Source organism: Pseudomonas californiensis, from assembly GCF_021147775.1.
GTDB classification, from domain to species: Bacteria; Pseudomonadota; Gammaproteobacteria; order Pseudomonadales; family Pseudomonadaceae; genus Aquipseudomonas; species Aquipseudomonas californiensis.
Genome location: NZ_JAGTPK010000002.1, coordinates 289,367 through 315,614 on the forward strand (window position 1 = coordinate 289,367; position 26,248 = coordinate 315,614).

Sequence of the window (26,248 nt, forward strand, 5' to 3'; positions counted from 1 at the left end):
GACCGCGCGCCGCAGGGCAGGCTGTCCGCTTGCCCCAAGGTCATTTCCAGGCAAGCCCGACAGCCATCAGTGAGGCAGGTAGACGGTCAGAGTCTGGCCGGGTTTGAGGGCCTGGCCGGTACGTGGGTTCCAGCGTTTGAGATGTTGCATCTCGACGTTGAAGCGCTTGGCGACGATGTACATGGAGTCGCCTTTCTGGATCTTGTATTGCATGGATTTCTTTTCGCTGTCCTTGGCGCTGGCGACCGACTTGCTGCTGGCTTTGGTCGCATCCTGCATCACCAGGGTCTGACCGATCCTGAGTTTCTTGCCGGACAATTTGTTCCAGCGCTGAAGGTCCTCGACATCCACTTTGTTGGCTTGCGCAATGGTGGTCAGATTATCGCCGTTCTTCACCTTGTAGGTGCGGCTGCGTGATGGCTTGTCGTTGCTGGCCAGTGCTTCGAATACTGGAGCAGAGGAATTCAGGCCTGGCTTGACCGGAATGCTCAGTGACTGGCCGACTTTAAGTTTATTACCAGCCAGCTTGTTATTGCCTTTCAGCGAACTGACGGTCACCTGATAGCGGCTTGCGAGGCTTTCAAGCGTGTCGCCGCGACGAACCCGATAAGGCTGCCAGGCAACCAGTTCTTCCTGCTTCATGGTCGACAGACTTGCCGTCAGCAGTTGCGCCTTGGACGTCGGCACCAGCAAATGCTGAGGGCCGTCGATGGTCAGACGTTTCTTGAAAGCTGGATTGAGCTGGATGAGCTCGTCTTCGTCGATGTCGGCTGCGCTGGCCACCTTGGACAGGTCAACGCGCTTGTTCAGCTCGACGACTTCAAAGTAGGGCTCGTTGGCGATCGGGTTGAGGTTGACGCCATACGCTTCAGGCGACAGGACCACCTGGGACAATGCCAGGAGCTTGGGCACATAGTCGCGGGTTTCCTGCGGCAGAGGCAGGTTCCAGTAGTCAGTCGGCAGGTTGAGCTTGTCGTTGCGCTCGATGGCGCGGCTGACGGTGCCTTCACCGGCGTTATAGGCCGCGAGGGCCAGCAGCCAGTCGCCATTGAACATGTCATGCAGGCGTGTCAGGTAGTCCAGCGCTGCGACAGTCGACGCCTGGATGTCGCGACGGCCGTCATAGAAATTGGTCTGGCGCAGATTGAAGTAGCGCCCGGTTGACGGTATGAACTGCCAGAGGCCTACGGCCTGGCTGCGTGACACAGCCATCGGGTTGTAGGCACTTTCGATGACCGGGAGCAGGGCCAGTTCGAGCGGCATGTTGCGCTCTTCCAGACGCTCAACGATGTAATGCATGTACAGGCTGCCGCGTTCGCCGGCGTTTTCCAGAAAGGAAGGATTGTTGGCGAACCACAGGCGCTGCTGGTCAATACGCGGGTTTTGATCGTTGCCTTGCTGCAACTGGAAACCCTGGCGCATCCGCTCCCATACATCTTGAGGCGGGGCCAGAGGAACGACAGGCTTCTGAGACAGGAAGATGGGCTTTTGCTTGATGCCGGCGGCCAGGTTTGGCGCGCGATGAGCGCTGACGGGTTCGACGTTGGCAGTGGTTTGGCAGCCTGCCAACAGGGCACTCGCGGCTACGGCCACGGCCTGAGCCAACCGAGTCAATGCGTCCGAATTTACCGGCTTGCTTATAGATGACGACATTGTTCGGGGGGTGCATCCAGACGAAAATGTCGGGCGATTCTAGAAAGCGTGCTGCCGTCGGTCAACCTTTCAGAATTTTATTGCGGTTTGAGTGTCACTCAGAACTTGTCTTTCCAGGCTCTCAAGGTGGCGAAAACAGCCGTTTGAGAGGTGTTTTCGTGACCGCTCCGTTCGTCCGCTTTTTCTTTAACGGATGTTTCATGGGTGCGCAGGAAGGGATTGGTCAGTCGTTCGAGAGCCATTGTTGAAGGCAGGCTGATCCGGTTTTCGTTGCGCCAGCGGGTCACTTCGGCAAGGCGATGGGCAATATCGGTGTTGTCGGGTTCGACTGCCTGAGCGAAGCGCAGGTTGCTCAGCGTGTATTCGTGGGCGCAGTAAACCTGGGTGTTGTCTGCAAAGCGATTCAGACGCTGAAGCGATTCGTGCATTTGTTCAGGTGTGCCCTCGAACAACCGTCCGCAGCCAGCCGCAAACAGGGTGTCGCCACTGAACAGCAAGGGCGTGGTCGCCTCGTCGTGGTAGAACGCAATATGACCCAGTGTATGGCCGGGAACGGCGTGGACGGTGAACGTCATGCCCAGCACGCTGATCTCTTCAAGATCAGCCAGCGCCACGTCACGTTCAGGGATGTTTTCGTCGGCGGGCCCCGACACTCGAGCCTGAGTGGCTTTTTTGAGCTGAACAACGCCACCCACGTGATCGTTATGGTGGTGAGTAATCAGGATGTCGGTCAGCCGGTGGTCGGGATTTTGCGCCAGCCAGTCGAGCACCGGCTTGGCGTCTCCCGGATCGACGACCGCGCACTGCCGGGTCGAAAGGTCTTGTAACAACCAGATGTAATTGTCATTGAAAGCGGGGAGGGCATGGATCTGTATCATGGCGCAGTTCGCATCGCGGAAGACAATGGTGCATCTTAGAGTCTGTTGCTGCTCCGTGCGAGCACCTGTGGAGAAGAACTCATGACCGATGAAGCGTTCGCTCAGGCCGATCCTGAGTGGCTTGCGTTGATCCGCACCGCCCGCGAGTGGCTGTCAGGCCCTGTGGGGCAACTGCTGCTGGAAGAAGAGCGCCGGGTTCTCGAAGATGAACTGGGGCGTTATTTTGGTGGCTATCTGGTGCACTACGGGCCGTCCGCCGAGACCCCGCCAGTTGCTCATCAGGTGCAGCGCAATGTTCGCCTCGGCGCGCCGCTGCCCGGTGTCGAAATTGTCTGCGAAGAGCAGGCCTGGCCTTTGAGCGAGCACGCAGCGGATGTCGTTGTTCTGCAACACGGGCTGGATTTCTGCCTGTCGCCCCATGGGCTGCTGCGCGAGGCCGCGAGCAGCGTGCGTCCTGGTGGGCATCTGTTGATCATCGGCATCAACCCCTGGAGTACCTGGGGAGTACGGCACGTATTTGCTCGAGATGCGCTGCGCAAGGCACGCTGTATTTCGCCGTCACGGGTCGCTGACTGGCTGAACCTGCTGGGCTTCGCACTGGAGAAACGGCGCTTCGGATGCTATCGTCCGCCCCTCGCTTCAGCAGCATGGCAGTCGCGTCTGATGGGGCTCGAAAACCTTGGCGAAGGACGACAAAGTCCCGGCGGCGGCTTCTATCTACTGGTAGCGCGCAAGCTGGTGGTGGGCCTGCGTCCATTGCGTCAGGTCCGTCGTGAACCCATGGGCAAGCTGATTCCGATGCCCATGGCCAAGGTCAGTCGCAATACCCCCGATACCTGACGATTGCCTGCTACGCACAATGAAGCCCAACAGTGTGGAAAGGTTGTAATGAGCGATAGCGTTGAACTCTTCACCGACGGTGCCTGCAAAGGCAATCCCGGCCCTGGCGGCTGGGGCGCCCTGCTGGTGTGCAAGGGCGTTGAAAAGGAACTGTGGGGCGGCGAAGCCAACACCACCAACAACCGGATGGAGCTGACCGGCGCCATTCGTGGCCTTGAAGAACTCAAGCGCCCTTGCGAAGTCTTGCTGGTGACCGACTCTCAATACGTCATGAAAGGCATCACCGAGTGGATGGTCAACTGGAAAAAGCGCGGCTGGAAAACCGCCGCCAAGGAGCCGGTAAAGAATGCCGACCTGTGGCAGCAACTGGATGAGCAGGTCAATCGTCACACGGTGAAGTGGCAATGGGTGCGCGGTCACATCGGCCATCCTGGCAACGAACGCGCTGATCAGTTGGCCAACCGGGGTGTCGACGAAGTTCGCGGCATCAAGCACGGCTAAGCGAGACCGTCCTGGCTGACTCAGGCAGGGCACAGGCTTGTACTGGCTGCGGCGTGCTAAGATCGCGGCCTGTAGATGAGGCACAGTCAATGGCAATGCAAAACCTGGATAACCGCTCGATCGTACTCGACACCGAAACCACCGGTATGCCGGTGACCGATGGTCACCGCATCATCGAGATTGGCTGTGTCGAACTGATCGGCCGCCGCCTGACGGGTCGGCACTTTCACGTTTACCTGCAACCCGACCGCGAGAGTGACGAAGGCGCGATCGGTGTTCACGGTATCACCAATGAGTTTCTGGTCGGCAAACCACGCTTTGCCGAAGTCGCCGATGAATTCTTCGAGTTCATCAAGGGCGCGCAGTTGATCATCCACAACGCGGCATTTGACGTTGGCTTTATCAACAACGAATTCGCCTTGATGGGCGCGCGTGACAAGACCGATATCGCGCAGCACTGCTCGATACTCGATACCCTGATGATGGCGCGAGAACGCCACCCAGGGCAGCGCAACAGCCTGGATGCCCTGTGCAAGCGTTATGGCGTCGATAACTCGGGCCGTGAATTGCACGGCGCCTTGCTCGACTCCGAGATTCTGGCAGACGTCTACCTGGCCATGACCGGCGGGCAGACCAGCCTGTCGCTGGCGGGCAATGCGTCCGACGGCAATGGTTCGGGCGAAGGTTCAGGCAATCGTGGCAGCGAAATTCGCCGTCTGCCAGGCGATCGCACGCCCTGCCGCGTAATTCGTGCGTCCGAAAGTGAACTGGCGGAGCACGAAGTGCGTATGTCTACCATCGCCAAGGCATCCGGCGCGCCTGCGCTGTGGGTGCAACTGCTGGAAGCCCAGGCGCAGGCATCTTCCTGACAGCAACTGGTCGAGTGGTGACATGATTGTTTCAAACCCTGCCCTGAGCATTCGCGTTGCTGACGAATGCTTCGAGGATTACATCCTCAACAGCGAATTCACCTTCACCGTCCGCGGCTATGCCACGCCTCGGGTAGGTGAGCGTGTGGATTCATGGCAGATAGAGCCCGTCGAGCCTTACCTCAAGAATTACGGTATTGATTCTCAGGAATTCTGCGATTACCGCGATGCGGCGGACAGCTCGGTGTTGGTCGCCTGGCTGGATGAACGTGCGGTGGGCCATATGGTGCTGAGTACGCACTGGAGCGGTTTTGCCCACATCGACGAGCTAGCCGTCGATGAGTCCGCTCGTCGGCATGGGGTAGCGCGCTCGCTGCTCGATGTTGCCCGGTTCTGGAGCCAGAAACGCAATCTGCCGGGCATCACGCTGGAAACCCAGAACAACAATCTGGCAGCCTGCAAACTCTATGAGCAGTGTGGGTACGTGGTCGGTGGCGTGGACCACATGCGCTACCGAGGGATTGATCCGCAGACCCGCGAAGCGGCGATCTTCTGGTACCTGATCTTTCCCGAAAGCTGATTCCCGCCTGCATGGGGCAGACAGGAAACGCGCTCATGTCACTTTGGCAGACGGGTCATCTTCACGCCGGACTGCACCAGCTCGAAATCGTCCCCGCCCAGATGCTTGACCCGGTCACCGATCGCCAGTCGATAGGTAATGACAGGCTCGGCGAGCTGAGACTCATCCGGCTGGGATTCCTGGAACTCATGCACAGGGTAGACACGGCCTTCCGCATCCCGGGCATGAAATTGTCCGACTAGAACTGAAGCCATTTGCTTTGTAACCTCTGAAACTGAAGATAACCGCTGTTTTGCCTTTCTATCGAGGCTTGTAGACCACTGATTTATAGGGGAGTTTACCGCGAGGAAAAAAATAGTGGGGAGCCGCGTTTTCAGGACCGGGAATGAAATGGCATGTTCTTCGTCTAAAGCCGGGTATGTGATCTATACCTAACCCTCACTCGAACCAGAAGGCGGATACTTTTCATGAGCCAGGTCCATTCCATTGCTGTATTGGTCGGCAGTCTGCGCAAGGACTCGATCAACCGTAAAATCGCGCTCGCACTCGCTGAGCTGGCCCCTGATACGCTGAAGCTCAAGATCGTCGAAATAGGTGATCTGCCACTGTACAACGAAGACATCGACGGCGAATCGCCACCGCCAGCCTACACGGCCTTTCGCGAGCAATTGGGCGCTGCACACGGGGTCCTGTTCGTGACCCCGGAATACAATCGTTCTATACCGGGAGCCCTGAAGAATGCCATTGACGTGGGGTCACGGCCTTATGGCAAGAGCGCCTTCAGTGGCAAGCCAGGTGCAGTACTCAGCGCATCGCCTGGCGCCGTTGGCGGGTTTGGTGCCAACCAGCATGTGCGCCAGACGCTGGTGTTTCTCGATGTACCTTGTCTGCAACAGCCGGAAGCCTATCTGGGTAATGCCGCAACATTCTTTGACGAAAAAGGCACGCTTTCTGACTCGGTAAAACCATTTTTGCAGAAGTTCATTGATCAGTACGCGGCGTGGGTGGACAAGAACTGCACGGCCTCCAGCCACTGACTCAACACTGATTCCGGGCGGGCAACGCGGCTGCAGGCGTGTCGTTACGCCCGCCGGGTATTTTTCAACTGATTGCACTATGTAGCGCAGTCTGTCTGGCCTGATCCATAAGCTGTTCCTTCAAGGCTTCCGCCCGTAACTGCGGCCGGCGGCGGATTTTATCCAAAGGAATGGCTTATGCCTGCTTCACAACCCCCGTATTTTTTCAGTGCAACACTGCGCCAGCGTTTTGCCCTGGACGTCAGCGAAGCGAACCGCCGCTCGGTTATCAGTGACGTGGAGGCTCTCTGGCTGCAACGACTGGTCAACGCGAACCCACAAATACAGGGCGCTGACCCGCTACCGAGGGTCGACAGACTGGTCATGGACGACGGCTCGCCAGTCAATGCCGAGCTGACGGGTGCGTTGCTGATCAGTCATGCCGACGACGGGAACCTGCCGGTTTTTCTCAGTACGCTGCTGTTCGGTATAGAGCGCTTCGAGCATCGCAGTCAGGTGCCGGTTGCCTTGATGCTGCGATTCAATGAAATCAGCACCCGGTCTTCAATCATTGATGTCCAGCTCGTCGAAGGTCCTTTGTTCGAGGTGCAAACGCGCGCGATCATCCGGCAACAAGCCAGCCACCTCAATGGGGTTTCAGCACAGCTACAACTGCTGCCGGATCTGCGGACAGTGATCGGCCATGGTGCACAGGCGAGCCTGAAAACGCGCGTGCCCGGCGACGCGCTCGACGTGTTCGTTCATCCTGTCCATGTCGTTGAAACAACGCCATCCAGCGACCTGGCGCTGACCGAAGTGGTGAGTGCCCAGAGCCTGGCCGATGTCGCCATGGACCGCTTTTTGTCGCGCAATCTGGCGCCGGGGCTTAAGTATCGGTTTCTCGATGGACAGGGCTATACGCTCTCGGCCGACCAAGAGAAGCCTTACCTTCAGGCGCTTGACGACGCAGTCTCTTCGATCAACCTCCAGTACGACCACCAATTGACGACCTACTGGATTTCTTCGCGACCGGAGGGCGATACGGTTCATGCTTTCGTGGTGCATGCCTTGATCGAGTCGTTTCGCCAGCACCTGCTCGCGGGTCTGGCCGACGGTTCGCTGACCCGTGAGGAGGTCCGTTGCCTGGGCGCGATGTTACATCGCGCCGCTGCGGGCGCTGACCCCTCGGCGGTGCAGGCTCACCGGATCTCGGTAGCGGTTGCCAGGCAAGATCCCGTCAAGCTGGTAGGGCTGCTATTGATCGTCTGCAAGACGCTGGAAAGTGAGGGTGCCTACGTCTACGCGTCAGGGGCGGGGTTCAGACGGTTCGACAGCGTGGAGCAGGTCAGCCTTCATTTTGAAGGCGATCAGGCGCGTACGGAACTGCTGTTTCATGCATCCTTGAACGATCACCCGTTGCTGGCAGCGCCTGGGAGTATTGAGCTGCATCTGGAAACGCTCTCTGCGCCTTACTTCCCTGAATGCCTTGATTCGATCATCGCCTTGCAAAAACGTAATCTGCGCCACGCATTTGCACTGTCGCCGATACACCAAGCCAAAGGAATTGCACGGATCGACGATGCGCTGGACATTCGCGCCTATGTGGATGTGCGTTTGCTGGGCCTGCATGAGCCGGGGCGCTGGCGCTCTGGTCGATGGAACGTCGAGCAGGCACTCGATACGGCAGGTGAGCCGGACAGTCCGCTGTTGATCGACGGCCCGCGGGCGTCTGACACCTGGGCCGAAAAACTCAGCAGTATCGAAGCGCTGAGCGAGCGAGTGGACCTGCAGCGACCTGGCGTCGATGGCTGCATGCGTCAGGCCTTGAATGCCTATCTCGCGCAGGTCACGGGACCGGCGCTTGACGCGCGAGCGCTTTGGTATGCGTCCGACGCACATGACGTGACGGCTGTACGCCTGATTGCACTGGCCCTTGATCGGGTGAGCGGGCATACGCACGCTGTGCTTTCCTCGGGAAGAATGCTTGACGGCTTGAAGGCTCCGTTGACCACTCAAGCGCTGAGCCAACTTCCTTCGGTGCTGGTTGAGCAGATTCTGGAGTGCGTGGTGCCCGATTTCGCCGCGCGTTTTGAACATCAGGTGCAGGAATTCTACGCCGGATGGCCTCGGCTCCCGAGCGCTTGTGAGCGACCCGATGTGCTGTCGGTCATGATTCGGGAGCGCACGCTGCGCCTTGAGCTGTTGATGGAAAAGCGCTTGGGGAGACTCCCGCTGTTTGCGCTGGAAAGCGTTCAGCAACTGGTAGACCGACCCGTGCCTGCGGTCAGAGCCGCATTGGCGGAAAACGGCTCAGATGCCTATACGCTGTCGATTCAGTACGACCCGCTGGCACCGGCGATATTGCTGCCTAACGCTTTTGTCTGCTGCAACGAGCGTTCCGGCAGCTACGTCATGTGGTCGCTGATCAATGGCTTCAGGTCGTTTACTTCGTTGCAGGCACTGAGGAGCCATGTGGCGTCTCTGCTGACAAGCGACAGGGCGGAGTCGTGGCTGCTTGAGCTGCTGGCTGATCCGGACGCGCGGCGCGCACGCGATCATCTTCGCCAGGTCGCGGCACCGCAGGCCAACGTTACGCTGCAGAAAATAGCAGGCCACTTCCTCGAAGCGCTCGAGCAACACGAGATCAAACGTCAGCAAAGCGTCGTCGCGGCTCGCTACAGGCAAGCGGTTTCATGGCAGTTGCCATCCAGATTGTTCATCCATGTGTTGGCAGCTGCCGAACGTGAAGGCTTCAATCGACTGGCTTCGAACGGGCTGGGTGTCGCGATCCAGTTGATTGTTTACAAAGCTCTGGTGCCCGACTGGATCGGTACCGCGTCGATCACTGAGCAGATCAAGGTTGCTGATGCGCTGGGGCGCTTTTACCAGGCATGCTTTGCGCAAAAGGACTTTCTGTTCGACATTCCCGGTCTGGATGATTACTCGCGCCAGCAACTCAGCCGTCGGCTCGACATCGATTTTCCTGGTCAGCGTCTGGACCCGACTGCGCTGGTCGTGACGTTCACTCGTTACATTCCAGCGCCTGCTGTCCCCGGACAGCTGCCGCAACTGATACCGGCCGCAGACGTTCGCGTCAGCGAAAACCTTGCCGAGTTTGCCGTCAATCGATTCATGTCGGCGCAGGAGGGCGTTCTCTCTATCACCACGCCGGATGGGCAGCCACTGCCGGCGGCGCTGACCTCTGCTTATATCCGGGAGCTGGTGAACGAACTGGACGTCGCCGCTGGTTTTCGGACCCTGCTGGCGAAGGCACTGGATGAGGATAACCCCGCCTACGCAGAGCGGCAGCGGCTGTTCACCCAGCAGTTGCCATCGCTGGACGGCCTGAGAGCGCTGATGCTCAAGCTCAAGGGCGAGCTGTCGGGCGATGCGCTTTACTTGATTGATGCGGTCCTGAGCATGCCGGATGATATCGCTCGCTTGCCGGTCAAGGGGTGCAAGGCGACGTTCAGCCCACTGCGCCTGCTGCCAGCCGCGAGCGGATGGACATCGACCCCAGTGACAGGTGTTTACGTCATTGCGCCCCAGGCGCCCCTTACAGGTCCATGGCTGCTTTATGTGCTGATGCACGATGAATTCGTCTTCGTCGAATACCGCGACCAGGCCGCGCTGGTGAATGGCATCTGCAGCACACAAGAACTGCAAGATATCCTGCTCGACCGTATGGACCCGGACATGCGCCACGTTTACGACAAGGGTGGTTTCCTGGAACCCCACCTGCCGTTCAGCACCGAATCATCCTGGGATGTCCCGCTGGCAACCCCGCTGCCTGTCACGCTCGACGTACGACCGTTCCACGGCAATGCATTGAACTGTCTTTTCGAAGATGCGCTGCACATTCTGAAGTTGAAAGTCCGCCAGCAAAGTGTGACCAGCGCCGAACATCGCCGTGCCGCGTCCCGGCACCTGTTCGTGCTGGGTGCAGAGCAGATCATGGCGCTGTTGCCTGGGCGGCTGGGTGCGTTGGCTGGACTATGGCAAAGCCAGGCGCTGCTCAGTTCATCGGTGCTTTCGGCTGGCCAACAGCATTGGGGCAAGGCGTTATCGGAGTTCATGGCGGCCTTGAGTGTGCTGATTTCGTCCAGACAGAACCCTCCAACGTCTGCGATGGCGCAAGGCGACGAGGACGCGCTGGTCGGGGAGGCCATTGTCGAAGATCAGGAAGAAGCCGCGTCCGAGGCCGTCAGGACCTATCCCGAATTTTCATGGAGCAACAACTCGCTGACCCAGCAGTTGCGCGTACGCCTTCGCCAGTATGAAGCGAGTGACATTGCGTTAAGCGCGCTTGGCCGGGACGATGTGCTCAACCTCTATCACGAGGACAGCTCCGGCAAGACCTTCGCGGCAGTCGAAGGCAAGGCCTATGAGGTGCAGTCGGATGAAGACGGCTGGTTCATCGTCGCCAACGGTGTCTATGGCCCTGGCATCAGGCTTGATGTCGATCAGCATTGGGTGCTGGATGTCCAGGGAGGTCTGAAAGGCGGTGGCGGCGTTGTCACCCGGATGAAAAACACACGGGTTGAAAAGTCCATCGGCGATGTGCTGACTGTCAGCGCCAGTGGCATGGCCGATATTCGTCATAACTTCAGCGCGCTGGCGGAGGCGATTGAAGAGGGGCACCTGCAGGCGCGGCGTTATCTGGAGAATTGCCTGGATAACCTGACCCACCGCACCGGAAATGGCTCACTTGATCCCCATGTCGAAAAAGTCATTGCCGACTTTTTCGATCACCCGGGGCCGGACCTTTGGTTGTACGACCGTTTGAAGCTGGACATCAGGCGACTTTTCGACGAACTGATGGATCCTTCGCTGTCACCGATTGATTCAGATCGCTATGTGACGGGTATCAATCGCCTCGGGCATGAGGCCGCCAGTGCGTTCATTATCGAAACGGATTCTTTGAAACGCATCTTCCTCACCGAGCAGTTTTTTCGCACGCCTGTGTTTCGGTTGAAAGTGCGCGCGATGCGCTCGGGCAGTTTCCGGGTGGGCGCGCATTATCGTGCGGCGGTACTGATCCATGAGCTGTCTCACCTGGTGCTGAACACTGACGATATAGCCTATGTGGACGCACATGCGCCCTTTATCGACCTTTTGGAGGACAGCTCTTCTTATCGCCAGCGACTCAAGAACGAACAGATTACCCGGCAGCAAAAGTCATTGTCGTATCAGACTGATCGCAGCCAGTTGTTCAAGCAGACCGACAGCGACCCCTTGCAAGACCTGAGACGCGCCGACGGCAATGGCAAAAAGAATATTTTGCGGATCACCGGTAAACGAACCCTTGATGAGGCCAGGGACGTGTTTTACGCAGATCCGCGCAAGCGCATCGAGATCATGATGAGCAACGCGGATTCGGTTGCGCTGTTGGTAACGCTGTTGGGGCGTCAGCAGTTGGCACATCTGTGAGCCGGCAGCCCCCTGACAGGCTCATGTTCAGAGGCCAACGGCTTGGACGTGTCAGACCAGATAGTGACGCAACTCCCGGGCAATCAGCAGGCGTTGAATCTCGCTGGAGCCTTCGTAGATCTGCGTAATGCGCGCGTCACGGTAGTAACGCTCAACAGGGTAGTCCTCAAGGTAGCCGTAGCCGCCATGGATCTGGATCGCCTTGGAGCAGACCCATTCTGCCATCTCGGAGGCGAACAACTTGGCCTGCGATGCTTGCGAAAGGCACGGCTGGCTGGCGCTGCGTAACCGGGCGGCGTGCAGAGTCAACAGGCGCGCTGCGTTGATGCGCGTGTGCATGTCAGCGAGCAGGTTGGCGATGCTCTGGTGCTCAATGATTGGTTTGTCGAATTGCACCCGCTCGCGTGCATAAGCCAGGGCAGCTTCAAACGCGGCACGGGCGATGCCCAGCGCTTGTGCGGCAATCCCGATACGGCCGCCTTCCAGGTTCGACAGCGCAATGGCCAGCCCCTTGCCACGCTCACCCAGCAGGTTGGCCACGGGAATCCGGCAGTTGCTCAAGGTCACCGCGCAGGTGTCCGAGGCACGAATGCCCATTTTGTGTTCGCTGCGATCAACCACGAACCCTGGGTTATCGGTCGGTACCAGGAACGCCGACAGGCCTTTTTTACCCAGATCCGGATCAGTGACGGCAAACACAATGGCCAGTTGCGCTCGTTTGCCATTGCTGACGAACTGTTTGGCGCCGTTGATCACCCATTCATCACCCTGCAACTCGGCGCGAGTGCGCAGGTTGTGCGCTTCCGAGCCTGCGTGGGGTTCGGTCAGGCAGAAGCAGCCGATCGCCCGGCCGGTGGCGAGCTTTTCCAGCCAGGTATGCTTCTGTTCGTCGCTGCCGTAGTTGAGGATCGGCCCGCAGCCCACCGAACTGTGCACACTCATCAGGGTGCCGGTGGCAGCGTCGGCTGCGGATATTTCTTCTACCGCCAGCGCATACGCCACGTAATCGATGTAGGTGCCACCCCATTGTTCAGGCACCACCATGCCCAGCAGACCCAGTTCCCCCAGCTTGCCGACCAGCGCGTCGTCGATCCAGCCAGCCTTTTCCCACGCCTGAGCGTGTGGGGCGATTTCGTTACGGGCGAAGTCGCGCGCCATGTCCCGAATCATGATTTGTTCTTCGCTCAGTTCCAGATCGTGCATGATTCAACTCTCCAGGCCGTTGAAGAAACTCTGTACGTGCGCAGCGCTGACGTCCTGTGCATCGTCGTGTTTCCAGTGTGGCTTCTTGTCTTTATCGATAATCAAAGCGCGTACGCCTTCGATCAAGTCGCCGCGTTCGAACCATTGGCGGTCCAGATGCAGCTCCATGTCGAAACAGGCCTGAAGCGTCAGATGACGGCCGCGACGGAGCATTTCCAGGGTGACGGCCATGGCCAGCGGCGAATGGCTTTTCATCAGGCTGACGGTTTCCAGCGCCCATTGACGGGAGTCGGCAATCGTCACTGCCTGCAGCTGTTCGAGGATGCTTGGAATGTCCGGCAAGCGGAAGAAGTGATCGATGACCGGGCGCAGCAGTTCCAGAGGCGGGTAGGGCAGGCGTTGGGTGGCCAGCTTGGCCATCGCACCTTGCAGGTCCTTGAGCGGTGTCGATTTCCACTTCAGATGATCCAGCATATGGTCGAGGCGCGGCAGCATTTCACTGCTCATCGACCAATTGGCGAGCCCGCAGTACAACGCATCGGCAGCACCGATCCGGGTACCGGTGACGCCCATCCAGGTGCCCAGCTCGCCGGGCAACCGTGACAGAAAATAGCTGCCGCCGACGTCCGGGAAGTAACCAATGGCCACTTCCGGCATGCCCAGTCGGCTGCGCTCGGTGACCACCCGCAGGTCGGCACCTTGGACCAGACCCATGCCACCACCCAGCACCAGACCATCCATCAACGCCATCACCGGTTTGCGGTAGCCGTGGATGGTCAGGTCCAGCGCATATTCCTCGGCAAAGAAAGTGTGATGCAGATCCATACCCTTGCGGTGGCTTTCGTACAGGGCGCGTATGTCACCGCCCGCACAGAACGCCTTGCCGCCCGCACCCCGCAGGACTATGGCGTAGACGTCTTCATCCTCGGCCCAGGCATCGAGCTGGCTTTTGAGCGTGCGAACCATGTCGAGGTCAATCGCATTCAATCCTGCCGGGCGATTGAGGGTAAGGTGGCCAATATGGTTGCGTACATCAACCAGGACCGCGTCCCGGCTTGCGGGCTGTCGCACCGGCCGGGCGGATGAAAGCTGTGAACTCATTGTGAACTCCTTGTTCGTTTGCGCTTTCTTCTTGTTTTCGCGTCGCTGAGATCCTAGCAGTGCAAATGTGCAAAGCAAAACTGCGTTTAAGCATAGACGCAGGTGCTAAATAGCCATCATTTGCTTCGTTTGGGTGTGTTTGAGCTTTAATGCATGTCAGCGCAGTACTAATCATCGCCATGTTCATGAGTATTCTGACTGCCATTAATGTCACACAAGGGAATTCCTCAGGTCCCCTCCATGAACGATAAGTACGCACCGCGCGAATGGGCCGCCCATGAGCGTCCGACCATGCCCGGTTCGCCCTCCACGCCGTTGCATTCGACGGCACGGCGCTGGGCCTTTGCGATCGTCGGCTTGATCGTTGCGCTGACCGGTGGCCTGGGCAACGGGCTGGTGGTCGCCAACCTGCCTTACCTGCAAGGTGCGCTGGGCGCGACGTCGCAGGACATCGCCTGGCTGCCGGCGGCCTACATCATGACCAACGTCTCGATGAACCTGCTGCTGGTCAAGTTCAGGCAACAGTTCGGCTTGCGCGCCTTCACCGAGCTGTTTCTGGTGCTGTATGCGCTGGTCACGCTGGCGCATCTGTTCGTCAATGACATCGAATCCGCAGTGGCGGTGCGCGCAGCCCACGGCATGGTAGGTGCCGCGCTCAGTACTCTGGGCCTGTATTACATGATTCAGGCCTTCCCGCAGAAGTGGCGACTCAAGGCGCTGGTGCTGGGGCTGGGCACTGCACAGCTGGCTACGCCGATGGCGAGACCGGTGTCCGAAGACCTGTTGCAGATTGCCCAGTGGCGGGGTCTTTACCTGTTCGAGCTGGGCATGGCGATGCTTTCGCTGGGGTGCGTGCTGATGCTCAAGCTGCCGCCGGGCGACCGCTTCAAGGCGTTCGAGAAACTGGACTTTCTCACCTTCGGCTTGCTGGCACCCGGCTTTGCGCTGTTGTGCGCAGTGCTGTCGCTGGGGCGCATCGAGTGGTGGTTCGAGGCGCCGTGGATCGGCATCGCGTCGGCGGCTTCCATTGCCCTGATCTGTGCGGGCCTGGCCATCGAGCACAACCGCAGCAACCCTTTATTGATTACGCGCTGGCTGGGCAGTGGTGCGATCCTGCGGCTGGGGCTGGCGGTGATCCTGTTTCGCATCGTGCTGTCTGAGCAATCCGTCGGGGCGGTCGGTTTTCTCCAGACGCTGAACATGGGCAGCCAGCAATTGCACTCGTTGTACATGGTCATGCTGCTGGGCAGTGTTGCCGGGCTGGCGGTGAGTGCGTTGACGATCAACCCGGCGCATCTGATCAAACCGTTACTCATCTCATTGGCCATGATGGCGGTGGGCGCCTGGATGGACAGCCATTCGACCAACCTGACCCGGCAATCGAACATGTACTTGAGCCAGTTCCTGCTGGCGTTTGGCGGCACGTTCTTTCTCGGTCCGACCCTGGTGCTGGGGATCAGTGGCGTGTTGGCCAACCCGCGCAACATGGTGAGTTTTTCGGTGCTGTTCGGGATCACTCAGAACATTGGCGGCTTGATCGGGTCTGCTGCACTGGGCACGTTCCAGATCGTGCGCGAGAAATTTCATTCCAGCCACATTGTCGAACACCTGACCCTGATCGACCCGCTGGTGCAGTCGCGTCTGCAGAGTTACAGCGCCAGCTACGCGTCGGTCATGGCCGACCCATCGTTGCGCACCACTCAAGGGATCAGGACGATGGCCACTGCGGCGACGCGGGAAGCCAATGTATTGGCCTACAACGACGTGTTCATGCTGATCGCACTGATCGCGGTGCTGACGATGATCTGGATTTCCTTGCGGGTGCTCTGGCTGAAAATGACCACACAACCCCAGGCGTTGGCTCCTGTAGCACCTGGCGCTTCGCCTTCCGTACCTAATACCGGCGCTCAACCTTCATGAATGAACCGAACAACTCGAATAATCCGGGCAACCCGACGACCTCTGACACTGAGGCGACCCGCAAAGCGCCGTTAAGTGGCGAGAACGCGCAACGCGCTGACGGTCCGCCACCGGCGCCGCTGAAATCCCCCGTCACGTCGCGACCGCGCTCTGCCCGAAAGCGAGTCGTTTCGTCCGTGATTTTCGGCGCCATTGCGCTGGCCGGTGTGCTGGTAGTGCTGTACGCATGGCAGTTGCCACCGTTTGGCAGCCCGATCCAGAGCACCGAGAACGCGCAGGTGCGTGGCCAGACCACGCTGATCGGCCCGCAACTGAGTGGTTACGTCTACGAAGTGCCCGTGCAGGACTTCCAGTTCGTCAAGGCGGGTGACTTGCTGGTGCGTCTGGACGACCGCATCTATCGTCAACGGCTGGATCAGGCGGTGGCGCAACTGGCGATGCAAAAGGCCTCGCTGGCCAACAACCTGCAACAGCGCCGCAGTGCCGAGGCAACCATCGTTCAGCGTCAGGCTGAGCTGCAGAACAGCATCGCGCAAAGCCGCAAGAGTGCTGCTGACTTGCGCCGTAATCTGGCATTGGTCACTGACGGTTCGGTGTCGAAAAGCGAACTCGACGTGACCCGCGCTGCTGACGCCCAGGCGACCGCTGCTGTCGCCGAAGCCAAGGCCGTGTTGCAGATCGCCCGTGAAGACCTGCAGACCGTGATCGTCAACCGTGGCTCGCTGGAAGCGTCAGTGGCCAACGCAGAAGCCGCCATCGAGCTGGCACGCATCGATCTTGACAATACCCGCATCGTCGCACCGCGTGATGGCCAGTTGGGGCAGATTGGTGTGCGTCTGGGCGCTTACGTCAATTCAGGCGCGCAACTGATGGCGCTGGTGCCGGAGCGGCGCTGGATTATTGCCAACCTGAAGGAAACCCAGATGGCCGATGTGCGTCTGGGGCAGCCGGTCAGCTTTACCGTCGATGCGCTGGACGATCGCACGATGCACGGACGTGTGCAGCGCATCTCGCCCGCTGCGGGGTCGGAGTTCAGCCTGTTGCCGGCAGATAACGCCACCGGCAACTTCGTGAAGATCTCCCAGCGCATCCCGGTGCGGATCGTGGTCGATCCTGACCAGCCGATGCTCGATCACCTGCGACCGGGGATGTCGGTGGTGGTGAGTATCGATACCAGTGTCGAAGGTGGCGATGTACCGCCAGACCCGACCGCACCGTGATGCGAACTTGTGCGCTGAGCAGGCTCAGAACAGCTTGCTGAAAACCCAGTACAGCGAGCCCGACAGCAGAATCGCTGCAGGCAGGGTCAATACCCAGGCGGTAGCCAGGTTGCGCAGTGTGCGCATCTGCAACCCCGAGCCGTTGGCAACCATCGAGCCCGCCACGCCGGACGACAATACGTGCGTAGTGGAAACGGGCAGGCCGTACATGTCGGCCGCACCGATGGTGCACATGGCCACGACTTCGGCAGACGCGCCCTGAGCGTAGGTCATGTGCGTCTTGCCGATCCGCTCGCCGACGGTGACCACGATGCGCTTCCAGCCGACCATGGTGCCAAGCCCCAGAGCAATCGCCACCACGATCTTGACCCAGGTCGGAATGAAGCGCGTGGCGTCATCGATCTGCTGCTTGAACGCCTCAAGCTTGGTCCGTGTGTCGGCGTCGAAATTGCCGACGTTGTTTTTTTCCATCACGCGGATGCTCTCCGAGGTCAGGTACATGTCGTTACGCACGTTGGTCACGGCTTCGGCTGGCACTTTCGAGAGCGAGCCGTAACTGGCAACCTGATCGCCAATCTTGCCGGCCATCACCGCCAGTGCCGGGATCAGTTGCGGGGTAACCTGCTTGCTGACCAGATAGTCGGACAGCGTTTGCCGTGAGTCGACAGGGGCCGGCAGGGGCGCGCTTCTGGTCAACGCCTGTTGGGTGACTTGTGCCACCGCGGCGAATTGCGTGGCCTGTTCAGCTGGCATGGTGCGGTTGAGGGCATAAGCCATCGGCAGCGTGCCTACCAGGATCAACATGATCAGCCCCATGCCTTTCTGTCCATCGTTGGAGCCGTGTGCGAACGACACGCCGGTGCAGGTGACGATCAGCAGGCCACGAATCCACAGCGGCGGCGGGGCGTTACCTTCCGGCGCCTTGTACAGCGCACGATTTTTGATGAACACCCGCATGGCTACCAGTAGCAATGCGGCGAAGAAGAAGCCTATCAAGGGTGACAGCAGCAGCGAATAGCCGATCTTGGAGGCCTGTGACCAGTCGACGCCACTGGTGCCCTCGCGCCCGTGCATCAGCGCATTGGCGATGCCTACGCCAATGATCGAACCGATCAGGGTGTGCGATGACGAGGCAGGCAAACCCAGCCACCAGGTCCCGAGGTTCCAGATGATCGCCGCAATCAACAAGGCAAATATCATCGCAAAGCCTGCTGACGAGCCGGTTTGCAGAATCAATTCCACGGGCAACAGGGCGATGATGCCGAAGGCCACCGCGCCGCTGGAAAACATTACCCCCAGAAAATTGAACACGCCCGACCAGACCACGGCGAAACCGGGCGGCAGGGAGTGGGTGTAAATCACTGTTGCGATGGCGTTGGCCGTGTCGTGGAAACCGTTGACGAACTCGAAGCCCAGCGCGATCACCAGCGCCACGCCGAGCAGTACGAATGGTGTCCAGGTGGTGACCACCGTGCCCATCTCTTCGACGTCCTGCATCAGGCTGTAACCGGTGAAGATCAAACCGGCGATGAGTACCGCAAAAAACATCGCAATGGTCAGGCGGCCTGGCTTGCGGCCGAATTGCGTCGCCGACAGGCTCGCTCGCCCGGCGACATCAGGAGATAGTGCATTGATGGCCATGTTGGTAACCCTGGATTGAAAGATTACTGCCATAGTCATTGCGAAATGTGACAGAGGTGCGACACGCCTCTAGTCATTGCTCACATGAGTGAGATTCCTGATAACCGGCGGACTGCTCAGCGCACCCTGGCGTCAATAATCCCCGCGCTTGCGAAACGCCCAACGGCCTGCGACCAGCGTAAAGGTGGCGACCAGTGCCACCAGTATCCAGAACCCCTCGGGATCAGTCGCAAGTGGCACACCGCCAACGTTCATGCCGAAAAAACCGGCCACAATGTTGATCGGCAGCGCCAGCACGGTAACCACGGTCAGGGTAAACAGCGTGCGGCTGCTCTGCTCGTTGAGGTTGGCGGCGATTTCTTCCTGCAATAGCTTGATGCGTTCGCCCAGCGCCGTCAGGTCGTTGATCACCAGCGATGACTCTTCAACAGACTGGCGCAACGCCTGGGCATCCTGTTCGCGCAACCATTGGGGCGGTCGGTGCAACAGGCGCATCAGCGAACCCGGTTCCAGCGCCAGAAGGCGTTGCAGGCGTACCAGCATCCGGCGCATGGCGCCAAGCTCGGAGCGATTGTTGCTCAGGCGTTGCGACAGCAATTGGTCTTCGATGCGATCCACGTTGACGCTGGTCTTGCGCAGGAACTGGGTCAGCACCTCACCTTGATCGCTCAGCAGATGGGCAAGCAGCTCCAGTGGTGAATGAAACTGCTCGCCCGCCTTGACCGCCGAACGCAGCTTGTCCACCGAGCGCAGCGGTTGCAGGCGGGCGGTGATCAGCAAGCGCTGTCTGGCACACACCCACAGCGTCGAAATGTCGGTCGATAATCGGTTGAAATCGAAGACCACATCGTTGACCACCGCCAGCAAGGTGGCGTCGACATGCTCGATTCGGGTTGAGCGTGAACCCTCGTGCAGGGCCTCGAAAAACTCTTCCGGCAGGTTAAGGTGCGTGTGCATCCAGCGCTCGCAGGCGGCATGGGAAAGGTTGAGGTGCAGCCAGATGAAATCGTCGCCTGCTGGCGGGTGATCGAGGTAATCAAGTGCGGCGGCCGAGCCGATTTCCTGACCGCTCTCACCGGGGCGAAAGCGAAAGCCGTAAAGCAGGCCGAACAGGTCTGAATCCTGGTGATGATGCGCAAGGCTCTGGTTCATGGCTATCCACGTGCGGCCCGGCCTGAAAGGGGGGCGAAGGCCGCATCATGACAAGCCGTTATTTCAGATTTGTGACGGCATGTTTCAAGTTGTGTATCAAACCATCGCCAATGGCAGCTTGCGTGTCGGCACCGGCCACGCCCGGTCAATGTCGGCCAGATCCTGCTCGGTCAGACGAATCTGCTCGGCTGCAATATTCAGGCGAATGTGCTCTGGATCGGTCGCCTTGGGAATGGCGATCATGTTGTCCTGACGTAATACCCAGGCCAGCGAAATCTGCGCGGGCGTGGCGCCGTGACGGTTGGCGATTTCCTGCAGCGCAGGGTGATACAGCAAGTCGCCAGCCTGGCCGATCGGGCAGTACGCCATCAGCGGCAAATGACGGTTGGCGCTCCATGGCATCAGGTCGAACTCGATTCCGCGCTGTTCCGGGTTGTAGAGCACCTGATTGGTGGCACAACGCGGATTGTCCAGTTCGATCATGTCCGGGACATCGAAGTTGGAAACACCCCAGGCGCCGATCTTGCCGGCGTCCTGCATCCGCTCGAAAGCTTCAACGGTTTCGCTCAGCGGGTACTGGCCCGGCCAATGCAGCAGATAAAGGTCGATGTAATCGGTGTTCATCCGGCGCAGGCTGGCTTCGCACGCCTTTGGAATACCTGCGCGGCTGGCGTTGTGCGGATAGACCTTGCTGACGATGAATACCTTGTCGCGCTGCCCGGCAATGGCTTGCCCGACGATCTCTTCGGCTGCTCCGTCAGCGTACATCTCTGCGGTGTCCAGCAAGGTCAGGCCCTGCTCGATGCCCAGACACAGCCCGGCGATTTCCGCCGACCGCTGATGCCCTTTTTCGCCCATGTGCCAGGTGCCTTGACCCAGCACTGGCACCGTTTTGCCTGCCAATTCCAGTGTGCGCATATGACCCCCTGCGATTAAGTGAACAGGTCTCAGGCAACAATGTCTGCACGAGGTTCCGTGCAGACCGTTGGCGAAACCGACTTAAACGCGGAATTGTTTCAGCAAACCGTTCAGCTCTTCGCTGAGACTTCTCAGGTGCTGGCTTGCACCTGTCGATTGCTCGGCGGCAAGGGCCGTGCTCTGCGAGAGTTGCGCGGCCTGTGTCACGTTCAGGTTGATGTCATCGACGACGTGCGATTGCTGCAACGTGGCGCTGGCAATCGACGCATTCAGGCTATTGAGATTGCGCAGGGCCTGACTGATGGAAGACAGACTCTGACCTGCCTGATTGGCCTGTTCGATGGTCAGTTGCGAGGCGCGGCTGCTGTCGCCGATCACTTTCACTGCGGCATCGGAGTGGCGCTGCAAGCGTTCGATCATCGCCTGGATTTCAGCGGTCGACTTCTGTGTGCGCTGGGCCAGCAGCCGGACTTCGTCAGCCACGACGGCAAAGCCTCGGCCCTGTTCACCGGCACGCGCGGCCTCGATGGCGGCATTGAGGGCGAGCAGGTTGGTCTGTTCGGCAATCGAGCTGATCACTTCCAGCACGCCACCGATCTGGGTGCTTTCGCTGGACAGGCTGTGCATGACGTCCACCGCCTGGCCGATGGTGCCCGAGAGGTGTTCGATCTGGCGCAGGCTGTTGTCGATGTTTACCTGACCCTGCTGCGCCTGCGATTCGGCATCGCGCATTTCGCTGGCCGCGTGTTCGGCATTCTTGGCCACGTCCTGCACGCCGTAGGTCACTTCATTGACGGCGGTTGCCACCAGATCCATCTGCTGTGACTGCTGCTGGCTACGACTTTGCGCCTGTTCGGCATTGGTCCCCAGATCAGTCGAGGCCTGACCCAGTGCCACCGCAGAACTCTGCAACTGGCCGACCACATTGCGCAGCTTGGCGATGAACGCGTTGAAGTGAGTGCCCAGCTCGGTAATTTCATCCTTGCCGTGGGTTTCGAGGGTGCGGGTGAGGTCGCTTTCTCCACTGGCGATGTTGGCCATGGCACCCACTGCAGCTCTCAACGGAGCAACGATGCTACGCACGATCAGGACCAGCATCAGCACCAGGACCACCACGATGCCAGCGATGAACAGGCCGGCGTTCCACAGTTGGGTCTTGAATTCTGCCGCGACGTCATCCACGTAAACGCCGGAGCCGATAATCCAGCCCCATGGCTGGAACAACTGCACGTACGAAGTTTTCTTCACCGGCTCGGTGGCGCCTGGTTTTGGCCAGCGATAATTGACCATGCCTGCGCCTTTGCTTTTGACGACGGTGACCATTTCGTTGAACACCGCGAAACCGTCCGGGTCACGAATGGCCGACAGGTCCTGGCCTTCGAGCTTGGCGTTGGTGGGGTGCATGATCATCACCGGGCGCATGTCGTTGATCCAGAAATAGTCATTCTGGCTGTAACGCAAGCCGCGGATTTCTTTCAGTGCCTGCTGTTGAGCGGCTTCACGGGTCATGGTGCCAGCAGCTTCCAACCCTTGATAAAACGTCAGGATGCCACTGGCCGTCTGTACCACGTGCATGGTTTTTTCAGACTTGCCCTGGTAGAGATCGTTATGAATCTGATTGAGAAGAGTGGCTGCCAGGACCAGAAGCATCAGCACAGAGACGACAAGGATCAGCCATAACCGACGACTGATGGACAAACTGCGCATATTCATGATCTGTACCCCGTACGTTATTTTTCTTTTTCTTGAGGGCCCACAGCACGAATGCCGATTTCAGGGGTCTCTCCAGCGTCTCGGCGCATCATGACCAAACATGAGATCACAGTCACAATTATTTAACCGTCGCACATTGCTATGGCGAAAGGCTTACATCAGGACAGGTGATCAGCTCTATTGCCTGACTCGAGAGGCATGTAGGATCCAATTCAACAGCTGCTGCGAAGGAACGCCGCAGTGATCAGGGAGGATCGACCATTGCCAGGAGGCTACTGACAGGATGTCGGGATGGTCATGTTTGCAAAACGACCCGCTTCGGCGGGTTTTTTGCGTCTGCACGAAAGTGCTCATGCTGCGCTCAGTGGTCCGGCGCACAGCCTTTGAGCACCAGACGCAGGATGGTCTGCGTCGCTGCCTCGTAGTCGGCGTCCTCAAGTTTGGGCTTGCCGGTCACGGTCGCGATCTGCCAGTCGAAATCCGCATACGTCTGGGTGGCCGCCCAGATTGTGAACATCAGGTGATGAGGGTCGAGTGGCGCAATCTGCGCGCTGTCGACCCATGCCTGGATGCATTCGATGTTGTGCCGGGCCTGACTGTTCAGTTGCTCGATCTGCTCAGGCGTAAGATGCGGTGCGCCATGCATGATCTCGCTGGCGAACACTTTCGAGGCAAACGGGAGGTCGCGTGATATCTGGATCTTGGCGCGAATGTATCGGTTCAGCACGTCCGCAGGATCGCCTTGCGGGTTGAAAGGTGTGGAGGCTCGCAGGATCGGCTCGATGATGCTTTCCAGCACCTCGCGATACAGGTTTTCCTTCGACTTGAAGTAGTAATAGACGTTGGGCTTGGGCACTCCGGCCTTGGCAGCAATGTCACTGGTCTTGCTGGCGGCGAAGCCCTTGTCGGCGAATTCTTCGCTGGCAGCGCGCAGGATGAGTTCTATATTGCGCTCGCGGATGCTGCTCATGACCCGGATATTCCTTGCCTGCACGGCGGGCAAGCATGGTAGCACCGGGTTTGCGCGAGGCTCAATAATGACCTTGTGAACGCAGGCATTCCTTGCTCAAGCGCTGTCTTGATCCCCGTTCAGTGGCTCGCGAAGCCATTCGCCTTGTGGCGCTTTGTGCATCATCAATCCCGGACGCAGCCACCCTTATTGTCAGGGGCGGCTGCGTTGAATTATTGCGTGCTGGGTTACGGAAAGTTTCCAGCACGTCAGGTCGCGAGTCGGCCGATCGTCTCAACCATCCTTGAACAAAAAGCTGTAGGCGTTAAGCGCCGGTACACCGCCCAGGTGGGCGTAAAGCACTTTCGAGCCTTCCGGAAACTCGCCATTGCGCACCATGTCGATCATGCCGTGCATGGATTTACCCTCGTAGACCGGGTCGGTCAGGACACCCTCCAACCGTGCGCACAGGCGTATTGCTTCCAGCGTGCCGTCGTTGGGCAGGCCGTATTCGGGGTAGGCGTAGCGCGTGTCGAGCACGACGTCTTCAGTGGTGATTTCACGGCCCAGCTCCACCAGTTCGGCGGTGTGTCGGGCAATGCGCAGGACCTGATCCCGGGTTTTCTCCGGTTTGGCCGATGCGTCGATGCCGATCACGCGCTGGGCACGACCGTCCGCTGCGAAGCCGACCAGCATGCCCGCGTGGGTGCTACCAGTCACCGAGCACACGACGATGTAGTCGAACTTGAAGCCCAGTTCTTCTTCCTGCTGGCGCACTTCATCGGCGAAGCGGACAAAGCCCAGGCCGCCGTAAGGATGTTCCGAGCAGCCAGCGGGAATCGGGAACGGCTTGCCGCCGCTCTCCACGACATCAGCCATGGCCTTTTCCCAGCTTGGCCGGATGCCGATGTCGAAACCGGCTGAGTCCAGGCGAACGTCTGCTCCCATGATGCGCGACATTTCGATGTTGCCGACGCGGTCGTACAGCGCGTCGGAGTAATTCACCCAGTTCTCCTGAACCAGCACGCACTTCATGCCAAGGTGCGCAGCCACAGCCGCGACCTGTCTAGTCTGGTTGGACTGGATACCGCCAATGGACACCAGCGTGTCGTAGCCGCCCTCGATTGCCTCTGGCACAAGGTATTCCAGCTTGCGGGTCTTGTTGCCACCAAACGCCAGGCCGCTGTTGCAGTCTTCGCGCTTGGCATACAACTGGACCTTGCCACCCAGGTGCTCGCTCAGACGCTTCAACGGCGTGATGGGTGAGGGGCCGAATGTCAGCGGGTAGCGCTTGAACTTGTTCAGATTCATGTCGAGTCTCCAGTAAGAAGTCAATCAAGGCACGTCAGGGTTGGCTGGCTGCGTCACAGCGGTGTTTGCGATGGCTTATATCTTAGGAAAAAGCGGAGAAATGAGGGTTGCAAAGAGTTGTCGATTTAAAAAATTAGTCGTAGTGTTTTGGCCGTCATGCTTTGTTTTATTTTGTGGGATTGCATATGAAAGCAATAAATGAACGTAGCAAGGCGGCAAGTGCTGATCCGGTGCCGCTGCTGGACAGAATCGACAAGGCGATCCTCAAAACGCTGCAGCGTGATGCCTCGATTTCCAACGTGGCGCTGGCGGAGAAGGTCAAATTGAGCCCGCCCGCGTGCCAGAGGCGCGTCGAGCGACTCAAGGAAGCGGGGGTAATCAAAGGTGTAGTGGCGCTGCTCAATGGCGACGTGCTGGACGCAGGCATGGTCGTGCTGATCGGCGTGGTGCTGGACCGCTCGACGCCGGAGTCCTTTGCGCAATTCGAAGCCGCTGCGCAAAAGGTCTCCGGTTGCATGGAGTTTCACGTGGTGACCGGGGAATTCGACTATTTCATGCTGCTGCGCACCAAAGACAGCCAGAGCTTCAACCGCCTGCACGCCGAACAACTGCTTTATCTGCCCGGCGTCCGGCAGATTCGTTCGTTCATGGGGCTGCGTCAGGTGTTGTCCACGACGCACATTCCGCTCTGAGTCTGAGCAATCGGGTCAGTCTGGCGACAGGTAATGGTCCTTGAGATAGCTCTTCATCAGGTACCGGGCGGCGTTGACGATCTGCTCGACCTGGGCGTCTATCGACGTGTCGTGCAAGCGCTGCTCTTCGGGGCGGGCCAGTTGAAGAAAATGCATCTTGTGCCCGCAGACCGAGCCCAGCCAGGCCAGGTGGGCCGGATGACTGACTTCTATATCCAGCAGGCAACAGGTCTTGGGAATAGCGCTCAACAACTGCCTGGCTTCACAGTCTGAGTGGCGATGGGCGTCGAAGAGGCGGTTTTCAGCGTCCAGCCACTCGTCCTCCAGCGTGGTCGACTGCTTGATCATCAGCCAGGCCATTTGCGGCCAGTCGCTGATCTCGGCACCGAGTGCATCGATCAACCGGCTGGACAGGTTGGCATTGGAAATGAGGATGACCCCGGTTTCCTGGGAGGTGGTTTTCATCCATTGCGCTCGCTGTGAATCAATCAGCATAAACAGCCCCTTGGTCATGGATGCGTCGGTCAGGTCTGCAATGCAAAGCAGCAGTCATGCCATGAATGGCGATTGGCGGCACCTGCAAATGCTGGCACGTCTCTACCTGATGAGTGATTGACAGGGTAAAGCAGGCCGTATCATAGAGATGGGGCCTGAAGGGAAC

At 59.1% G+C, this 26,248-nt stretch carries 21 protein-coding genes and 1 pseudogene; 9 read left to right on the top strand and 13 right to left on the bottom strand.

Annotated features, from left to right (window positions below; genetic code table 11):
- Positions 1 to 66 precede the first annotated feature (66 nt).
- A complete protein-coding gene (locus KDX37_RS03415; RefSeq protein WP_231651264.1) occupies positions 67 to 1,653 on the bottom strand; it encodes a lytic transglycosylase in 1,587 nt (528 codons plus the stop codon).
- Between the two features lie 98 nt (positions 1,654 to 1,751).
- Positions 1,752 to 2,531: a hydroxyacylglutathione hydrolase gene (gene gloB, locus KDX37_RS03420; RefSeq protein ID WP_231651265.1), complete on the bottom strand. Its 780-nt coding sequence runs from the start codon at positions 2,529 to 2,531 to the stop codon at positions 1,752 to 1,754.
- 81 nt (positions 2,532 to 2,612) lie between these two features.
- On the opposite strand from gloB, the gene KDX37_RS03425 reads away from it, so the two are divergent.
- The 4 genes from KDX37_RS03425 to KDX37_RS03440 all read left to right on the top strand — a co-directional run bounded on the left by KDX37_RS03425 (position 2,613) and on the right by KDX37_RS03440 (position 5,321).
- Positions 2,613 to 3,371, top strand: a complete 759-nt coding sequence (locus tag KDX37_RS03425) for a methyltransferase domain-containing protein (protein ID WP_231651266.1) — start codon at positions 2,613 to 2,615, stop codon at positions 3,369 to 3,371.
- Positions 3,372 to 3,419: 48 nt separating this feature from the next.
- Positions 3,420 to 3,872 carry a ribonuclease HI gene (gene rnhA / locus KDX37_RS03430; RefSeq protein WP_231651267.1) on the top strand — a complete coding sequence of 151 codons (453 nt, stop codon included), beginning with the start codon at positions 3,420 to 3,422 and terminating at the stop codon, positions 3,870 to 3,872.
- An 89-nt stretch (positions 3,873 to 3,961) separates the two neighbouring features.
- Positions 3,962 to 4,741 (top strand): DNA polymerase III subunit epsilon, encoded by a 780-nt coding sequence (dnaQ, locus tag KDX37_RS03435; RefSeq protein ID WP_231651268.1) that lies wholly within the window; start codon positions 3,962 to 3,964, stop codon positions 4,739 to 4,741.
- A gap of 22 nt (positions 4,742 to 4,763) precedes the next feature.
- Positions 4,764 to 5,321 carry a GNAT family N-acetyltransferase gene (locus KDX37_RS03440; protein WP_231651269.1) on the top strand — a complete coding sequence of 186 codons (558 nt, stop codon included), beginning with the start codon at positions 4,764 to 4,766 and terminating at the stop codon, positions 5,319 to 5,321.
- 38 nt (positions 5,322 to 5,359) lie between these two features.
- Here KDX37_RS03440 and KDX37_RS03445 read toward each other — a convergent pair whose 3' ends face one another.
- Positions 5,360 to 5,575: a hypothetical protein gene (locus KDX37_RS03445; protein WP_231651270.1), complete on the bottom strand. Its 216-nt coding sequence runs from the start codon at positions 5,573 to 5,575 to the stop codon at positions 5,360 to 5,362.
- 213 nt (positions 5,576 to 5,788) lie between these two features.
- Here KDX37_RS03445 and KDX37_RS03450 point away from each other — a divergent pair, with 213 nt between their 5' ends.
- Positions 5,789 to 6,358: an NADPH-dependent FMN reductase gene (locus KDX37_RS03450; protein WP_231651271.1), complete on the top strand. Its 570-nt coding sequence runs from the start codon at positions 5,789 to 5,791 to the stop codon at positions 6,356 to 6,358.
- A gap of 177 nt (positions 6,359 to 6,535) precedes the next feature.
- On the top strand, positions 6,536 to 11,767 hold the full coding sequence (locus KDX37_RS03455) for a hypothetical protein (protein ID WP_231651272.1): 5,232 nt from the start codon (positions 6,536 to 6,538) through the stop codon (positions 11,765 to 11,767).
- A gap of 51 nt (positions 11,768 to 11,818) precedes the next feature.
- On the opposite strand, the gene KDX37_RS03460 is transcribed toward KDX37_RS03455, so the two are convergent.
- Both KDX37_RS03460 and KDX37_RS03465 read right to left on the bottom strand, forming a co-directional pair.
- Complete coding sequence (locus KDX37_RS03460; protein WP_231651273.1) at positions 11,819 to 12,970, bottom strand: acyl-CoA dehydrogenase family protein; 1,152 nt, start codon at positions 12,968 to 12,970, stop codon at positions 11,819 to 11,821.
- Positions 12,971 to 12,973: 3 nt separating this feature from the next.
- Entirely contained in the window at positions 12,974 to 14,071 is a 1,098-nt protein-coding gene (locus KDX37_RS03465) for an enoyl-CoA hydratase/isomerase family protein (RefSeq protein WP_231651274.1), read from the bottom strand.
- Positions 14,072 to 14,311: 240 nt separating this feature from the next.
- On the opposite strand from KDX37_RS03465, the gene KDX37_RS03470 reads away from it, so the two are divergent.
- Together KDX37_RS03470 and KDX37_RS03475 are read left to right on the top strand one after the other, a co-directional pair.
- On the top strand, positions 14,312 to 15,991 hold the full coding sequence (locus KDX37_RS03470) for an MFS transporter (RefSeq protein ID WP_231651275.1): 1,680 nt from the start codon (positions 14,312 to 14,314) through the stop codon (positions 15,989 to 15,991).
- Positions 15,988 to 17,211, top strand: a complete 1,224-nt coding sequence (locus KDX37_RS03475; protein ID WP_231651276.1) for an HlyD family secretion protein — start codon at positions 15,988 to 15,990, stop codon at positions 17,209 to 17,211. The genes KDX37_RS03470 and KDX37_RS03475 overlap by 4 nt, the downstream gene beginning before the upstream one ends.
- Positions 17,212 to 17,235: 24 nt before the next feature.
- Here the strand turns inward: KDX37_RS03475 and KDX37_RS03480 are convergent, their stop codons facing one another.
- The 7 genes and pseudogenes from KDX37_RS03480 to KDX37_RS03505 all read right to left on the bottom strand — a co-directional run bounded on the left by KDX37_RS03480 (position 17,236) and on the right by KDX37_RS03505 (position 24,895).
- Complete coding sequence (locus KDX37_RS03480; RefSeq protein WP_231651277.1) at positions 17,236 to 18,852, bottom strand: inorganic phosphate transporter; 1,617 nt, start codon at positions 18,850 to 18,852, stop codon at positions 17,236 to 17,238.
- A 132-nt stretch (positions 18,853 to 18,984) separates the two neighbouring features.
- On the bottom strand, positions 18,985 to 20,004 hold the full coding sequence (locus KDX37_RS03485; RefSeq protein ID WP_231651278.1) for a transporter: 1,020 nt from the start codon (positions 20,002 to 20,004) through the stop codon (positions 18,985 to 18,987).
- Positions 20,005 to 20,100: 96 nt separating this feature from the next.
- A complete protein-coding gene (locus KDX37_RS03490; protein ID WP_231651279.1) occupies positions 20,101 to 20,922 on the bottom strand; it encodes an aldo/keto reductase in 822 nt (273 codons plus the stop codon).
- 81 nt (positions 20,923 to 21,003) lie between these two features.
- Positions 21,004 to 21,738 (bottom strand): methyl-accepting chemotaxis protein, encoded by a 735-nt coding sequence (locus KDX37_RS29655; protein WP_406641247.1) that lies wholly within the window; start codon positions 21,736 to 21,738, stop codon positions 21,004 to 21,006.
- Between the two features lie 123 nt (positions 21,739 to 21,861).
- Positions 21,862 to 22,635 (bottom strand): annotated as a pseudogene (locus KDX37_RS29660) (cache domain-containing protein); the annotation flags it as partial.
- Between the two features lie 361 nt (positions 22,636 to 22,996).
- Positions 22,997 to 23,605, bottom strand: coding sequence for a TetR/AcrR family transcriptional regulator (locus KDX37_RS03500; RefSeq protein ID WP_231651281.1), 609 nt, complete (start codon positions 23,603 to 23,605; stop codon positions 22,997 to 22,999).
- Positions 23,606 to 23,878: 273 nt separating this feature from the next.
- Complete coding sequence (locus KDX37_RS03505) at positions 23,879 to 24,895, bottom strand: 1-aminocyclopropane-1-carboxylate deaminase (protein WP_231651282.1); 1,017 nt, start codon at positions 24,893 to 24,895, stop codon at positions 23,879 to 23,881.
- Positions 24,896 to 25,080: 185 nt separating this feature from the next.
- On the opposite strand from KDX37_RS03505, the gene KDX37_RS03510 reads away from it, so the two are divergent.
- Positions 25,081 to 25,587, top strand: coding sequence for an Lrp/AsnC family transcriptional regulator (locus KDX37_RS03510; RefSeq protein ID WP_231651283.1), 507 nt, complete (start codon positions 25,081 to 25,083; stop codon positions 25,585 to 25,587).
- Positions 25,588 to 25,602: 15 nt separating this feature from the next.
- Here the strand turns inward: KDX37_RS03510 and KDX37_RS03515 are convergent, their stop codons facing one another.
- On the bottom strand, positions 25,603 to 26,082 hold the full coding sequence (locus KDX37_RS03515; RefSeq protein WP_231651284.1) for a transketolase: 480 nt from the start codon (positions 26,080 to 26,082) through the stop codon (positions 25,603 to 25,605).
- Positions 26,083 to 26,248 lie beyond the last annotated feature (166 nt).

Excerpts from the sequence above, each read along its gene's own strand:
- KDX37_RS03415 (WP_231651264.1), bottom strand. The coding sequence starts at position 1,653 with ATGTCGTCATCTATAAGCAAGCCGGTAAATTCGGACGCATTGACTCGG.
- gloB (WP_231651265.1), bottom strand. The coding sequence starts at position 2,531 with ATGATACAGATCCATGCCCTCCCCGCTTTCAATGACAATTACATCTGG.
- KDX37_RS03425 (WP_231651266.1), top strand. The coding sequence starts at position 2,613 with ATGACCGATGAAGCGTTCGCTCAGGCCGATCCTGAGTGGCTTGCGTTG.
- rnhA (WP_231651267.1), top strand. The coding sequence starts at position 3,420 with ATGAGCGATAGCGTTGAACTCTTCACCGACGGTGCCTGCAAAGGCAAT.
- dnaQ (WP_231651268.1), top strand. The coding sequence starts at position 3,962 with ATGGCAATGCAAAACCTGGATAACCGCTCGATCGTACTCGACACCGAA.
- KDX37_RS03440 (WP_231651269.1), top strand. The coding sequence starts at position 4,764 with ATGATTGTTTCAAACCCTGCCCTGAGCATTCGCGTTGCTGACGAATGC.
- KDX37_RS03445 (WP_231651270.1), bottom strand. The coding sequence starts at position 5,575 with ATGGCTTCAGTTCTAGTCGGACAATTTCATGCCCGGGATGCGGAAGGC.
- KDX37_RS03450 (WP_231651271.1), top strand. The coding sequence starts at position 5,789 with ATGAGCCAGGTCCATTCCATTGCTGTATTGGTCGGCAGTCTGCGCAAG.
- KDX37_RS03455 (WP_231651272.1), top strand. The coding sequence starts at position 6,536 with ATGCCTGCTTCACAACCCCCGTATTTTTTCAGTGCAACACTGCGCCAG.
- KDX37_RS03460 (WP_231651273.1), bottom strand. The coding sequence starts at position 12,970 with ATGCACGATCTGGAACTGAGCGAAGAACAAATCATGATTCGGGACATG.
- KDX37_RS03465 (WP_231651274.1), bottom strand. The coding sequence starts at position 14,071 with ATGAGTTCACAGCTTTCATCCGCCCGGCCGGTGCGACAGCCCGCAAGC.
- KDX37_RS03470 (WP_231651275.1), top strand. The coding sequence starts at position 14,312 with ATGAACGATAAGTACGCACCGCGCGAATGGGCCGCCCATGAGCGTCCG.
- KDX37_RS03475 (WP_231651276.1), top strand. The coding sequence starts at position 15,988 with ATGAATGAACCGAACAACTCGAATAATCCGGGCAACCCGACGACCTCT.
- KDX37_RS03480 (WP_231651277.1), bottom strand. The coding sequence starts at position 18,852 with ATGGCCATCAATGCACTATCTCCTGATGTCGCCGGGCGAGCGAGCCTG.
- KDX37_RS03485 (WP_231651278.1), bottom strand. The coding sequence starts at position 20,004 with ATGAACCAGAGCCTTGCGCATCATCACCAGGATTCAGACCTGTTCGGC.
- KDX37_RS03490 (WP_231651279.1), bottom strand. The coding sequence starts at position 20,922 with ATGCGCACACTGGAATTGGCAGGCAAAACGGTGCCAGTGCTGGGTCAA.
- KDX37_RS29655 (WP_406641247.1), bottom strand. The coding sequence starts at position 21,738 with ATGGATCTGGTGGCAACCGCCGTCAATGAAGTGACCTACGGCGTGCAG.
- KDX37_RS03500 (WP_231651281.1), bottom strand. The coding sequence starts at position 23,605 with ATGAGCAGCATCCGCGAGCGCAATATAGAACTCATCCTGCGCGCTGCC.
- KDX37_RS03505 (WP_231651282.1), bottom strand. The coding sequence starts at position 24,895 with ATGAATCTGAACAAGTTCAAGCGCTACCCGCTGACATTCGGCCCCTCA.
- KDX37_RS03510 (WP_231651283.1), top strand. The coding sequence starts at position 25,081 with ATGAAAGCAATAAATGAACGTAGCAAGGCGGCAAGTGCTGATCCGGTG.
- KDX37_RS03515 (WP_231651284.1), bottom strand. The coding sequence starts at position 26,082 with ATGCTGATTGATTCACAGCGAGCGCAATGGATGAAAACCACCTCCCAG.